Origin of the sequence: Levilactobacillus spicheri DSM 15429, assembly GCF_001435095.1 — a bacterium.
Classification (GTDB): Bacteria; Bacillota; Bacilli; order Lactobacillales; family Lactobacillaceae; genus Levilactobacillus; species Levilactobacillus spicheri.
Genome location: NZ_AZFC01000026.1, coordinates 21325 through 34317, shown reverse-complemented (window position 1 = coordinate 34317; position 12993 = coordinate 21325). Strand labels below are relative to the sequence as shown.

General features: G+C 58.7%; 11 protein-coding genes. 6 read left to right on the top strand and 5 right to left on the bottom strand.

The annotated features are described in order from the left end of the window. The first annotated feature begins 351 nt into the window (after positions 1-351). Positions 352-1602 (top strand): DNA/RNA non-specific endonuclease, encoded by a 1251-nt coding sequence (locus tag FD37_RS07915; RefSeq protein ID WP_056964644.1) that lies wholly within the window; start codon positions 352-354, stop codon positions 1600-1602. 148 nt (positions 1603-1750) lie between these two features. Here the strand turns inward: FD37_RS07915 and FD37_RS07910 are convergent, their stop codons facing one another. Then, complete coding sequence (locus FD37_RS07910; protein ID WP_056964643.1) at positions 1751-2782, bottom strand: YeiH family protein; 1032 nt, start codon at positions 2780-2782, stop codon at positions 1751-1753. A 115-nt stretch (positions 2783-2897) separates the two neighbouring features. Between FD37_RS07910 and FD37_RS07905 the strand changes: the two genes are divergently transcribed. Together FD37_RS07905 and FD37_RS07900 are read left to right on the top strand one after the other, a co-directional pair. After that, positions 2898-3791 (top strand): LysR family transcriptional regulator, encoded by an 894-nt coding sequence (locus FD37_RS07905; protein WP_056964641.1) that lies wholly within the window; start codon positions 2898-2900, stop codon positions 3789-3791. Positions 3792-3900: 109 nt separating this feature from the next. Then, the gene (locus FD37_RS07900; RefSeq protein ID WP_045807392.1) at positions 3901-5088 is read left to right on the top strand and encodes an MFS transporter; all 1188 of its coding nucleotides are present in this window, start codon (positions 3901-3903) and stop codon (positions 5086-5088) included. Positions 5089-5173: 85 nt separating this feature from the next. Here the strand turns inward: FD37_RS07900 and FD37_RS07895 are convergent, their stop codons facing one another. After that, positions 5174-6475 carry a DUF5776 domain-containing protein gene (locus FD37_RS07895; protein ID WP_056964640.1) on the bottom strand — a complete coding sequence of 434 codons (1302 nt, stop codon included), beginning with the start codon at positions 6473-6475 and terminating at the stop codon, positions 5174-5176. Positions 6476-7077: 602 nt separating this feature from the next. Here FD37_RS07895 and FD37_RS07890 point away from each other — a divergent pair. Beyond that, the gene (locus FD37_RS07890) at positions 7078-7938 is read left to right on the top strand and encodes an AraC family transcriptional regulator (RefSeq protein ID WP_045807393.1); all 861 of its coding nucleotides are present in this window, start codon (positions 7078-7080) and stop codon (positions 7936-7938) included. A gap of 143 nt (positions 7939-8081) precedes the next feature. Then, on the top strand, positions 8082-9713 hold the full coding sequence (locus FD37_RS07885) for an ABC-F family ATP-binding cassette domain-containing protein (RefSeq protein WP_056964638.1): 1632 nt from the start codon (positions 8082-8084) through the stop codon (positions 9711-9713). A gap of 84 nt (positions 9714-9797) precedes the next feature. On the opposite strand, the gene FD37_RS07880 is transcribed toward FD37_RS07885, so the two are convergent. The 3 genes from FD37_RS07880 to FD37_RS07870 all read right to left on the bottom strand — a co-directional run bounded on the left by FD37_RS07880 (position 9798) and on the right by FD37_RS07870 (position 12471). After that, positions 9798-10091, bottom strand: a complete 294-nt coding sequence (locus FD37_RS07880) for a hypothetical protein (RefSeq protein WP_056964636.1) — start codon at positions 10089-10091, stop codon at positions 9798-9800. Positions 10092-10575: 484 nt separating this feature from the next. After that, positions 10576-11334 (bottom strand): NADP-dependent (R)-specific alcohol dehydrogenase, encoded by a 759-nt coding sequence (locus tag FD37_RS07875; protein WP_056964634.1) that lies wholly within the window; start codon positions 11332-11334, stop codon positions 10576-10578. A 198-nt stretch (positions 11335-11532) separates the two neighbouring features. Beyond that, the gene (locus FD37_RS07870) at positions 11533-12471 is read right to left on the bottom strand and encodes a nucleoside hydrolase (protein WP_056964631.1); all 939 of its coding nucleotides are present in this window, start codon (positions 12469-12471) and stop codon (positions 11533-11535) included. A gap of 173 nt (positions 12472-12644) precedes the next feature. Here FD37_RS07870 and FD37_RS07865 point away from each other — a divergent pair, with 173 nt between their 5' ends. Then, entirely contained in the window at positions 12645-12866 is a 222-nt protein-coding gene (locus tag FD37_RS07865; protein WP_045807398.1) for a hypothetical protein, read from the top strand. Positions 12867-12993: the final 127 nt, after the last annotated feature.

Genomic DNA, 12993 nt, shown 5'->3' with positions numbered 1-12993 from the left:
CTGGGAGAACACCCTGGTGGCGACGATTCTGGGCATGGCGGCCGCGTTTTTGGCGGAAGCCTGGGTGCGACTGACGGCCCCCCGGCACCGGTCGTAGGCGATGACTGATAACGAAAAAATCCGTACGGCAGTGACCAGAATGGGCCGTTGTCGTGCGGATTTTTTGGGTGAGCGGCTGTTGCCAAGAGTTGGCAACTCATTAATGGCGGTCTTTGACGATCAAAAGTCATATCGGATCCCTGGTGACGCCGAATTTTTGGTATGCTTAATAGTGTTAGAAGAGCCACTAAATAAGGCCTCTTTCCAGCATGACGTTTTGCAACTACATAGATTTTTGAGGAGGAGTATTTCATGGCATCATTCATTGGCGCACTCAGTCTGCTCATCGCCGTTGTTTTAGGCGTTCTCTGGGTCGTCCATAAAATCGGGCGGCGCGACACGCACCACCAGGGACGCAACGCACTCATCGCATTAGTCGTCGCCTTCATTTTCATCGGGATAGGGGGCAGCGGAGAGTCGACGACCAAGACCAGCTCGGATAAGGCCAGCTCGTCCAGCGCTTCTTCCGTCACAGCCACCAAGCGGGCGACTTCCCAGAAGACCGCTAAAAAGCCCGCCGCGCAGCACAAGACCACCACGACCGCCCAGGAGACCACGTCCCGGAACGGGCAGGTGCTCAAGAAGCTGGTCAGCTATACCAACCAGGAATCGGCTGGCCCGACCCAGAACTATTATTGGAAGTTAGGCAAGTCCCACACCACCGGTTTCAAGAACCTGAAGGCCGGCGACTACCATTTTGCGAGTGACTCGCAGGGCCGCGCCGGCACCGCCCGCGCGGTGTTGACTTACGGCGAATACGCGGCCTCACGGGGGTCGCGTCAGGGGGACCCCCTGGAACCGACTGGCTGGCCAACGAGCAATCCCAAGGTCGCCATCAGCTACGTCTTCACCGGGCGCACCTACCACGGCTACCTCTACAACCGTAGCCACTCCATCGGTGATAGCCTGTTAGGGGCCAAATCCTACACGTCGGCGGACAACTTCACCACGGGGACCCGGCCACAAAACGTCGGCGCGGACCAAGACGGCGGCATGCGGTATGCCGAAGAAACGGCGGAGGGGTACTGGCAAGCCAACCCACACACCCGCGCCACCATCAAGTACGAAACCACGCCGCTCTACTACCGGCAGGAAACCATCCCCCGCGGCTCCATCGTGGACATCAAGTCCTCGGATGGCCAGATCAACACGGCCATCGCGGTGATCAACTCGGCCGAAGGCATCAAGATCAACTACAGCACCGGCGGTAACAACGCCAAGCCCATTACAACGACCGGCAGCCAGTCCACAAACACCCGTCGCGGTAGTGGGTCCGGCAGTGCGAGCCAGCAAGCAGGGGCCAGCAGCCATTCGACCACCCAAGCGGGGACCAAATCGGGACAGTGGACCACGGCCGCGGCCGGCAAGGTCTACGTCTCTGACAGCCATAAGTACTATTCTCAGGTGACGAACCCCGCTAATTACACCTACGAAAGTGAGTCAGCGGCGAAGGCCAGCGGGGCGACACGGGCCACGCGCGGTAACCAGTACGCCCGGCCTTAACCCCCGCTGATTGGCACCCTAGAAGCGAAAATGCATCCACCCGTGTAAAGCGATTAAAGACGCTAAAGGCCCCGACGATGTTACGCAGTCGGGGCCTTTTTGGGCAGCTATATATAGGTGAACAGTGGGAATCCCTGCGCGCCGAAGGTTAGAAGAACAGCTTGCTGGCCAGCGTCACGCCACCCATCAGGATGACGGAGGCGATGCTGGCGGCCAGGAATGGCTTGCCACCGCGGTGGGCGATGACCCGGAAGTTCACGCTCATCCCCAGGGCAGCCATGGCCATGCCCAAGAAGATGTAGGCCAACTTGACCAGCGCCGCGATGGCCGCGTCGCCCAGCGGGATGAAGGTTCCAATCAGGCTGGTCAGGATGAAGCCGGCCATGAACCAGGGAATCGGCAACTTGGCGTTGGCGTCCGTGTTGGCTTGTGGCGTGCTTTTCTGGTACCACAGGCCGATGATGACGGCGGCGGGGGCCAACAGGAGAACCCGCGAGAGCTTGGTGATGATGGCGGTGTCCAGGCTGACCGGCCCGCCGGCACTCCCGGCGGCGACCGCGTGGGCGATTTCGTGGAGCGACCCACCGGTCAGGACCCCGAACTGCACGGCGGTCAGGTGGAGCAGCGGCTTCAGACCGATTTCAATCAGGGTGAAGACCGTCCCGAGGATGGCCACGATGGCCACGGCCAGGACCTCATTTTCCCGTTGTTGTTCCGCTTTTTCGGCGGGTACCTTGATCTGTGGTGACACGCCCATGACGGCGGCGGCCCCACAGATGCTGGTCCCGGTGGCCGTCAAGATGGCCAGGTCCTTGTCGACCCCCATCTTCCGGCTCAGGTTGTAGGTCAGTAAGACCATGCCGGTCACGATGACGGCGGCCAAAGAAATGGTCTTGACGCCGGCGCTGGCCAGCTGAATCAGGTTCAGCTTGAACCCGAGCAAGATGATGCCCAACCGCAGGAACTTGTTGGAGATGAAGCCGATACCGGCGAGGTTGGGGGTCACGATTTGGGGCCGGACCTGGCAGGCCATCCCCAATAACAGGGCGATGACCAGGGCGCCGACCAGGTTCAGGTAGGGCAGCTGCGCCAGTTCGCTGCCGGCGACCGCGCAGATCAACGTGATGACGGCAGCGCCCCAGAACGGCCGGGAGGCTAACGTGGAACGAATTTCTAACATAATGGCAATTTCTCCTTCTCAAATGAATAGCCTTAGTCTACCGGAGTGGTATCATAAAATAAAATTGTTATCCGTGATGTTTCCATAAATCTAGCTTATGATGAGGTGTTTCCAAATGTTTGATCAACGGTACCAAACCTTCCTGGTCCTAGTCGCAACCCAGTCCTATACCCGCACGGCCGAGCAGCTGTTCATCACCCAGCCGGCCGTGTCCCAGCAGATTCACAGTCTCGAAGACGAAATCGGCGTGCCCCTGGTGCACTACCGGCGGCCCTACCTGACCATCACCCCGGCCGGGCAGCAGCTGGCCGCCTTTATCCAGCGGACCCAGGCCCAGTCGACCAAGCTGCTGGCCGACCTGCGCCAACCCGCGGAGCAGCGGCAGATCAGCTTTAGCACCACGCTGTCCCTGAGCGAGTTTCTGGCGCCACAGCTGGTCCGGGTCCTGCAAGACCAGGCCCAGTATCGGACCATCAATTGCCGAATCACCAACACCCAGGCGGCGTTGCGGGCGCTTCAGACCGGTAAAAGCGACTTTGCGCTGATTGAAGGGAACTTCGATAAGCGCGCCTTTGGCTACCAGGTGATCCGGCACGAGCCCTTCGTCGGCATCGTGGCGGCGGACCACCCGTTGGCCCGGCGCACCCAGGTCACCTGGCCCGACCTGGCGCGCTACCCGCTGATCGTGCGCGAGCTGGGGTCGGGGAGCCGCGACATCTTACTGCACCTGGCACAGGCGGCCAACGTGACCTTGGCGGACTTCCCACAGGTCGTGACGGTCAACCACCCGGCGGCGATTCGCCAGCTGGTCCTGGCCGACGTCGGGGTCAGCTTCGTGTACCGCTCGGTGGTCGCCCGCGAGTTGGCGGCCGGTCAGATCAAGCTGCTGCCCTTGGCGGCGGGCAACGTCGAGCACGACCTGGACCTGGTTTACCTGCGCGACAGCTTCTTCGCCGCGGATTACGAGGCCCTCGCCACCACCCTGCGGCAAACTCGTTCAGGGGCTTAAGCGTATTATTAGACTTTTAATAATAAACCCTGTAATATGAGACTATTGCTGTAAAAAAGCGTTCCGGGGCGGTGACGTTCCGGAAAATAACGAAAAGGGGTGGTGCCACGTGACGAAAAAAACGAAACGGGCCATTTTTATCTTAATCTTTAGTGAATTTTTAGTGTGTTTGGGAATCAGCCTGGTCATTCCGGTGATGCCGTTCATCAAGAACGAGCTGCACCTGTCGGCCACCGACATGGGAATCATGAACGCGTTGTTCGCGTTCGCCCAGTTCGTGGCATCCCCCATCATCGGGCGGGTCTCGGACCGAATCGGTCGTAAGCCGGTCTTGACGGTCGGCCTGTTCCTCTACATGGTCTCCGAGGTGCTGTTTGCGCTGACGAACCACCTGTGGGTCTTCAACATCTCCCGACTGATTGGGGGATTGTCCGCCGCGATGGTCGTTCCGACCGCCATGGCGCTGGCCGCCGACATCACCACCCGGCAACAGCGGGCGCGGGTGATCGGCTGGTTGTCGGCCGCCTTCAGTGGGGGCCTGATCCTGGGGCCCGGCATTGGCGGTATCCTGGCCGGGGTCAGCTATAAGACGCCGTTCTGGGTGGCCGGGGCCCTGGGGCTTCTGAGCGCCATCGTCCTGATCACGTTGTTGCCCAACGACGCCGAACACGATGAGGCGCCGGATGCCCCGGTCGTGGCGGAACCCACCAGTCACCCGATGACCCGGGCGTTTTGGACGGTGCCCATCATCATCCTGTTCACCATGATTCTGGTATCGTCCTTTGGGCTGCAGGGCTTCGAAAGCATCTACAGTATCTACGTCAACGAGGTCTTCAACTTCAGTCTGAGTAACATCGCGCTGGTGCTGACGCTAAACGGGTTGATCTCCCTGTTCTTCCAGGTCGCACTGTTCGATAAGATGGTGCGGGTCTTCGGGGAGCGGCGGTTGATCCGGGCCTGCTTCTTCCTGGCGGCCATCTGCACGATCTGGATCACGCAGGCGCACAGCAAGGTCGAGGTGATCATCGCCACGTTGGTGATCTTCACGGCGTTCGACCTGTTGCGGCCGGCCATCACCACGTTGCTGACCAAGGCCAGCACGGCCAACCAGGGACTGATCAACGGGCTGAACATGTCGCTGACCAGTATCGGCAACATCGTGGGGCCCATCATGTCCGGGATGTTGCTGGACATGAACACCCACTACCCGTACCTGGTCGTGGCGGTTTTCCTGATTTTATCCTACGTCATGGCGTTCCTCTTGAAACGCCCCGACCAAATGCAAACAGCAGAATAGAAGACGTATTGAAGGGCGGCCGTGGGGCGGCCCTTTTTTCGTCTCACAAAAAAAGAACCGTCCGTGGTGGCCGGTTCTTTGACGGTTACTGTTGAATGACCAGGGTCTTATTCCCGGTGATGTAATGCCCGTTCGTGAGGATTAAGCGCGTGGTGAGATGGTAGGATTGAATACCTTTGATTTTCAAGGTCGTTCCGCGTTTGTAGTGCCGAACGCGTCCCGTTAAGTTGACATGCTGATAGGCGTTAATGCCCTTAGGATTAAGCACCCGGATGGTCCGGGGACGTTGCTGGTAATACAGGGGCGCCACGTAGGCCGACCGAGCAGTGAGGTAGCCCGTTAACCCTGCGGTTTTGCTGTGATGGTTGATGTCACGGACGTGGTAACGGAGCACCCCCGTTTTGGTGTGGGCGTAGCCGGTCACGACAAACTGAGGGCGGTTATGCCGAGATTGCTTCGGGTACCAAACCTGCCGATTCTTGGCCGTAAAGGTGACGTGGCGATAAAGGCCCACCTTCTTCAAGGCGTAGATGGCCTCGCCCTTCACGGCAACGTGTGAGGAGTCTGAACCAGGGATGCTGGGAGTCGTTGGTTCCGTGGGCTCCGTTGGCGTTTCCGGTTCAGGGGTGGGTTCTGGCTTTGGCTGGGGATTCGGGGTTGGTTCTGGGTCAGGGGTCGGCGTGGGTTGCTGATCCCTTTGATAAGTGTAGGTCAGTGTGTTGGCCGTGTCGTCCGTGGTTCCCCACTTAGCGGATTTCAACGTGTAGCCCTTCACGGGAAGTTGGACGGTTGTCAGCGCGGTCTTGAGATTGGTCGCGGTGGCATCGTCTAGTTCTTTGGGCAGGGTGATGGCCGTGTCTTGGATTTGCTGATCCGTAGTGAGGGCTTGGCCATTCTCGTCGTGGAATTGAAGGTGCAAGACGGTGTCAGCAGTGCCAACATCGGTGCCGTCGTTGAGGGCCACGCCGGTGCTTTGCTTTACGTAGCCGTTAGTGACCAGGTCGGTATTGAGGATATGGTAATAGACGCCAGCGGTTTTAATGTCTTGCTCGTTAGCGGCGTTTTTAGGTAGTAAGTTGATCAGCACCCGGTCGGTCTCCCAAGGGCTGTCCCCGGCGAGTCCTGGCGTGAGTTTCTTGCCCTGGGTATCGAAAAGGTAATAAACGAACCCCGCCGGTCCTGCAAGAGCGATGGTGGATGAGCTAGGAAGCTTTGCGTAAACCGTATAGGCGGCGTCGGCATCGACACCGTAGTCGGGGGTTTCGACTGGTGCGGTGGTGGGGACGTCTGTGGTTGCGGCGTGGGCGGTGGTGGGCAGGCTCCCAACGGTCCAGATACCAGTGGCAACAATTAGGGTGGTGCCGAACGCTTTCAACCAGTTGTTCATATTTTCTACCTCTTTCTAGAAGGGAAGTTAATCCGCTATATTATAAATTATGTAATCCCTTCCACAAGATAGTATAGTTAATTAACATCATATAAACAAACCAACAGCTCAAAAAATTGGTTACAAAAAATCCACTAGTCATGCATCCTAGTGGACCTGAAACTTCCGATGACCATTGCTATTCTGCTGACGGACGACTTGTCGTGCTCCGCGATTCTCCCCCAAGAACCGCCACGAGGCAAGCGACCGGATATCGTGGTAACCGGGTTATCCACGCGCGTTGTTCCCCACAACAGCGGTTGTATCGTCGATAAGCCCTGTGAATGGCGGGTGGTCGCCGGGTCGTCGAGATAGGTGGACGATCCGCGTGACCGGAAGTGAGGTTCCAGGCACTCCCCAGTACAGGGACCCCACTTCAGATAGGTGCCTAGCTAGTTCGTGATGCGCTAACCTCTATCTGTGATACAGTGTAACAAACCGGTAACATTTATATAATCCCATAATTTACTTATCTCATTACTAAAATTAACCTCTCGGCGGGGGGACGCGGTATACTGGTCACAACAATTGCGGAGCGCCACTATAGAAATGAGGGAACCACGATGCCACAGCCATACCATGAACGCTTAAACTTCGGACGGGAACTGCCCCTCCAGATCATCTCCCACGGGACCCGGGGCCCTAAGTCCGCCTTGCCGCACTGGCACCAGGCCGTGGAGCTGACCTACGTCTACCGGGGGACCCCGGGGACCGCCCACATCGGCAGCTCGACCTTTCAGCTGCAGGAGCACCACCTGTACGTGGTCAACTCCGAGGTGGTCCACAGCTTTGAGACCATCCTAGACGAAGCCGACCAGGTCGTCACCTTGCTGCTGCCGGGCGTGTGGCTGCGCACGGTGGTCGACCAGGAAACGCTGCCGGTCTGGGGGCCCATCGACCTGGACCTCGAAGAATCGGTCTACCAGCCACTGCACCGGGCGGTCAAGACGTTGGTGGCGCACGCGGTGGCGCCGGATAACGACCGGGCGACCTACCTGATCAACCTGGGCGCCGAGTATCAGCTGGTCGGGGAGCTGGTCAAACACCTGACGGTCCGCGGCCAGCTGGTCACCGACCAGTTGCCCCTGCCACACCCGCTGCGCCAGGCGGTCAGTGAGCTGCAGGACAACTACGCCGAGCCGGTGGCGATTGCCGATTTAGCGGCGGAGCTGAACTACTCCAGCGTGTACTTCTCGCGGTACTTCAAGTCCTATCTAGGGGTGTCACCCAAGGCCTATCTGGGCCAGATTCGGCTGGAACGGGCCGCCGAGCAGTTGCTGACCACCCAGGAATCGATCCAGGAGATTGCCCGCAAGACGGGCTTTCGCACGGAGAAAAACTTCTTCGTGACCTTCAAGCAGCACTACCAGATGACGCCCAAGACCTACCGGGAGCGCTACGCCGCCCGCCAGGTCTGGTCGTAGGTCGTTGCTTATCGGCGGTTTTTATGGTAAACTAACGCAACATTACCACAGCGAAGCACACAGCCAGCGTGGACGCGCAAACGTCGCGTTGGTTTTTTCTGTGAAGAAGACACCTAAAATCAAGTCCACGGAGGGATCGTTCTATGCTAACCGTTTCGAATGTCAGTATGCAGTTTTCCGGTCGGAAGCTCTACAGTGACGTTAATCTCAAGTTTACGCCCGGTAACTGTTACGGGGTGATTGGCGCAAACGGCGCCGGTAAGTCCACGCTGCTCAAGATCATTGAAGGGCGGCTACAACCCACGACCGGTTCCGTCTCGCTGGGGCCGAACGAACGGCTCTCGAGTCTGAACCAAGATCACTTTGCCTTTGAAAACGACGTGGTCCTGGACACGGTCATCCGTGGACACCAACAATTACACGACATCATGACCGAAAAGAACGCTATTTACCTGAAGCCCGATTTCAGCGACGAAGATGGGATTCGCGCCGCTGAACTGGAAGGCGAGTTCGGGGAAATGGGCGGTTGGGAAGCCGAGTCCGAAGCCAGCCAGTTGCTTCAAGGCCTGGGCATCGGCGAGGAGCTGCACGGCAGCCTGATGAGTGACCTGACGGAACCGCAAAAGGTGAAGGTCCTCTTGGGGCAGGCCCTGTTCGGCCACCCCGACGTCCTGATCCTGGACGAACCGACCAACGGGCTGGACGTCCAGTCCATCAGCTGGTTGGAAAACTTCCTGGCGGACTATGAGAACACCGTGATCGTGGTCTCCCATGACCGGCACTTCCTGAACCAGGTCTGCACGCACATCTGTGACGTGGACTTCAACCAAATCAACGTGTTCGTCGGCAACTACGACTTCTGGCTGGAATCCAGTCAATTGGCGGCCCAACTGAAGGCCAACGCCAACGCGAAGAAGGCCGAACAGATCAAGCAGCTGCAGGAATTCGTGGCGCGGTTCAGTGCCAACGCCTCGAAGTCCAAGCAGGCCACGTCCCGGAAGAAGCAACTGGAGAAGATCACGTTGGACGACATCCGGCCTTCGTCGCGGAAGTACCCGTACATCCACTTCACACCGGAACGCGAACTGGGGAACGACCTGGTGCGCGTCGAACACCTGAGCCACGCCGTCGATGGCGTGACGCTGTTTGACGACGTGAGCTTCACGTTACGGCCGGGGGAAAAGACGGCGTTTATCAGCCGCAATGACCTGACCACGACCACCCTGATGCAGATCTTAAGTGGCAACCTGGAACCGGACGCCGGCACGGTGACCTGGGGCCAGACCACCAGCACGACCTACCTGCCGAAGAACGTCAACGAGTTCTTCGAGGGCAACGACATGCCGCTGGTCGACTGGTTGCGCCAGTACGCGCCGAAGGAAGAAAGCGACAACACCTTCCTGCGCGGTTTCTTAGGGAAGATGCTTTTCTCGGGGGAAGACGTGCTGCGGAAGGTCGACGTGCTGTCCGGGGGCGAAAAGGTCCGGGCGATGCTCTCCAAGATGATGCTGAGCAAGGCCAACGTCCTGTTGCTGGACGACCCGACCAACCACTTGGACTTGGAATCCATCACGGCGCTAAACGACAGCCTGGTGGACTTCAAGGGCAGCATGCTGTTTACCTCGCATGACCACGAGTTTATCCAAACGATTGCCGACCGGATCATCGAAGTTGGACCGAACGGCATCGTTGACCGGGCCGACACCACCTACGACGACTACCTGGCCCACGTTGAGGCGCAAGCCCAGGTCCAGGCGTTGTACGCCACGAAGTAACGCAAAAAAGGGGCTTCCCAGACGGTGGGGAGCCCAAGTAACCAAAACAGGGGTCTGGGAGTTTGTTCCCAGGCCCCTGTTTGGTTATACCCCGGCGCGGCGGTAGGCTTGGCTGATCCGCCGTTCCACGGCCAGGAGGGTCAGCGGATTCAGCCGGCGCAGGACGGTGGAATCGTACCGCACGGTCAGGTGCCCCGGTCCGTCGCTGGTCACCTGACTGACGCCGGCGAGGCGCGCGAGGGCGTGCTGCACGGTGGTTTGCAGGTCGGGATGGGTCGGCCAATCCGGTGAGGTCAGGACCACCCGCCCGTGAGCCGGGTGGTCGAGGGTCAGGTGGTACTTGTCCAGGTAGGGTTGCAGCAATGTGGCGGGATTCATGAAAAGACCTCCAGTGACGTGATTTTCTCCATTGTCGTTGGGCGGCGGGCAGAATGCAAGTTTGCGGGCCGGCCAAGTAAACAAACCACCCAGGATCGACTGACCCTGGGTGGTTTTGTGGTTTAGTGAAAACGCTAATGGGAGCCTCGGTGAGAGACCCGAACCGTCGTCAGGAAAACGAGCGGCGAGGTGGTGACAAGCGGTGAGCGCTTGAGCCGGTGTCACGCAACTGAACACCGTTGGGCCCATTTAGCAATCGCTTGTTATGAACTTCACAAAAGAATTGTACCCCATTTTATTCAAAAATACAACCGGTATGCAAAAATAAGTGCGAATTGGTCGAACCGACCGCCAAAAAGCCCCGCGAACGTCTCGTGCATTCGCGGGGCTTTTATCAAAATAGACGCGTGACGCAGGTTAATCAGTCGTGGTGGCAGTGAGGGGGCGTTTTGTCGGCAGCCGCCGCAAATGATGCATCAGCGCGTTATTGCGCGGTGTACCCACCGTCGACGACGAACTCGGATCCCGTGGCGAACTTGGATTCGTTGGACGCCAGGTAGACACAGATGTAGGCGATGTCGTTGGGTTCCCCGATGTGGCCCATCGGTGTTTTGGTCCGGGCCGACATGGCTTCTTCGGCGCCGGGCAGGTTCTCGACCAGGGGCGTCTTGATGTAGCCGGGGTGCACGGTGTTGACCCGCACGTCGTAGTCCTTTAAGGCGCAGTCCAGCGCGGCGGACTTGGACATGATGCGGACGGCCCCCTTCGAGGCGTTGTAGGCGCCGAGGTTCGGGTCACCAATGAAGCCTTCAATGGAAGACATGTTGATGATGGAGGCGCCCAGGTGCTTGTTCTTCATCCGTTGAATCCCCAGCCGGGTACCGAAGAAGACCCCGTCCAGGTTGACGGAGAGTTGCTTGTGCCACTCCTCGGTCGTGGTGTTTTCGATGCTCTTGTTCACGGCCAGACCCGCGTTGTTGACCACCGTGGTGACCGGGCCAAAGGCGTGTTCGGTCGCGTCGAAGAGGTCGACCCAGCCGGCTTCGTCGGAAGCGTCGTGCTGGAAGAACTGGATGACGTCGGGTCCGCCGATGCCCTGAGCGGCGGCTGCACCCACGTCGGCGTGCCGGCCGGTGATCATGACCTTGGCACCTTCTTCGACGAACTTGTTGGCGATGGCCAAGCCAATCCCCAGCGTTCCACCCGTTACAATTGCAACCTTACCGTCTAATCGATGACTCATCTTGTTGGCCTCCTATGATGTCCCGAATATCTTTTTGTTATTTTATTCACAAAAAGAAGTGTACCGCACTCCGGCGGGAAACGCCACTAATTTGTGAAAAAGATAACGATTTTTTCAAAAGCGGGTTCCAGCAAAAAAAGCCGTGATCGGGGTGCAATCACGGCTCCAGGGTTGGAGTGACTTGGGAAGCAGGTTAAATTAGTCGGCGCGGCTGGCGAGTTCGTCGATGCGCCGGAAGAAGCCGTCGTGGTCTACGGTGGTGACCAGCGTCAGGGGCCGACCATCGGCGACCTCGAAGGTCCGGCCTTGGCCGGGCCCCGTCGTCAGAACGTCGCTGGTGACTTCCTTGGTGGTCACGATGGAGGGGGTGTCACTGGCCACGGTGGTCAGCACGTCCCACAGGAAGTAGGTCGAGTTGGTCTCGAAGTGTTCCAGCGGTGGCACCAGCGCGTACCCTTGGCCGATGAAGTCGATGGCCGGGTGTTGGCGTAACGTGGCCCAGTGCTGGCGAATGGCGGGCGTCAAAGGCACCTGCCGGGTACTTTCGAGGCCGACCATTTGAATGGCTAGGTCGCTGTCCCAGACGGTCTTGACCGCTTGAGGATCCCAGTAGGCGTTCCACTCGGTGGTGCCGTCCTGCTCGGGCTCGGCGACGTTGCCGCGGCCGTCGAAGGTGCCGCCCATCCAGTAGAGTTTGTCGATCTTCGCGGTGATCGAGGGATCGGTCTCGAGGGCCCGGGCCAGGTCGGTCAGGGGACCGGTCATGACCAGGGTGGTCTTACCGGGCGTCTCCTGCACCTTGTCGATCAGGTCCAGGTGTGCCGGCTTAGAGGCCACCGGCGTGATGACCGTCCCGCTCTCGTTTAAGATGGGCAGGGCGTCGAGACTGAAGGCGTCCATCCGCCATTCCTTGGGGAAGGGGTGCACGCCCCGGGAGTTCGAGGCGGCCACGTTCAGTTGGGCACCCTTGCCGAACCGGTCGATGATCTTCCGACTGGCGGACAGGGCGGGCTCCAGGTAGGAATCGGCGCCGACCACGCCGACCCCGGTCAGGTGCACGTCGGGCATTTGCAGTAACAGTAACAGGGATACCAGGTCATCGACGCTGCCGTCGTGGTTAAAGTACACATTACGCATCAGTGAATTCTCTCCTCTTATAACGAACGTTATATTGGTAACTCTCTTTGATAGTTCTTATATTACCCAGCTGGTCGTTAAAAAGCAAGTCAAGTGTTCCCGGATTTTAGCCAGTCTTAAGCCAAGCCCGGTATACTGGGTTTTAATCACGGTATTGGAAAGGAAGCGACGAGATGCAACGACAACCCAAGCAAGGACCGAAACGCTGGCTGGCCATGCTAGCCGCCGGCATCATCCTGTTCGCCGGCGGTGGCGGAACGGGATACATGCTGGGACAACAACAGGCCAAGACGACCCAGAGCCAGCAGATGAAAAACGGCCCCAAGGGCATGAGTGGCAAGCGTCCCAGTGGTAAACCGAGCGGCATGCCGAGTCAGAGCAGTAGTAGCAATTAACGAACATTTAATGAACGGCCGATTCGTGAGTCCGTGACCTGAGCGACGCACGACACGACCGCTTTTTCAGCAGATCACGCTAAAAACAGGCCGTCTCCCAATTTTACGGAGACGGCCTGTTTGGCGT

What these genes read in the sequence shown, in the direction of transcription:
- FD37_RS07890 (WP_045807393.1), top strand. Translation starts at nt 7,078, where the DNA reads ATGCCACAGCCATACCATGAACGCTTAAACTTCGGACGGGAACTGCCC.
- FD37_RS07865 (WP_045807398.1), top strand. Translation starts at nt 12,645, where the DNA reads ATGCAACGACAACCCAAGCAAGGACCGAAACGCTGGCTGGCCATGCTA.
- FD37_RS07905 (WP_056964641.1), top strand. Translation starts at nt 2,898, where the DNA reads ATGTTTGATCAACGGTACCAAACCTTCCTGGTCCTAGTCGCAACCCAG.
- FD37_RS07870 (WP_056964631.1), bottom strand. Translation starts at nt 12,471, where the DNA reads ATGCGTAATGTGTACTTTAACCACGACGGCAGCGTCGATGACCTGGTA.
- FD37_RS07915 (WP_056964644.1), top strand. Translation starts at nt 352, where the DNA reads ATGGCATCATTCATTGGCGCACTCAGTCTGCTCATCGCCGTTGTTTTA.
- FD37_RS07880 (WP_056964636.1), bottom strand. Translation starts at nt 10,091, where the DNA reads ATGAATCCCGCCACATTGCTGCAACCCTACCTGGACAAGTACCACCTG.
- FD37_RS07895 (WP_056964640.1), bottom strand. Translation starts at nt 6,475, where the DNA reads ATGAACAACTGGTTGAAAGCGTTCGGCACCACCCTAATTGTTGCCACT.
- FD37_RS07875 (WP_056964634.1), bottom strand. Translation starts at nt 11,334, where the DNA reads ATGAGTCATCGATTAGACGGTAAGGTTGCAATTGTAACGGGTGGAACG.
- FD37_RS07910 (WP_056964643.1), bottom strand. Translation starts at nt 2,782, where the DNA reads ATGTTAGAAATTCGTTCCACGTTAGCCTCCCGGCCGTTCTGGGGCGCT.
- FD37_RS07885 (WP_056964638.1), top strand. Translation starts at nt 8,082, where the DNA reads ATGCTAACCGTTTCGAATGTCAGTATGCAGTTTTCCGGTCGGAAGCTC.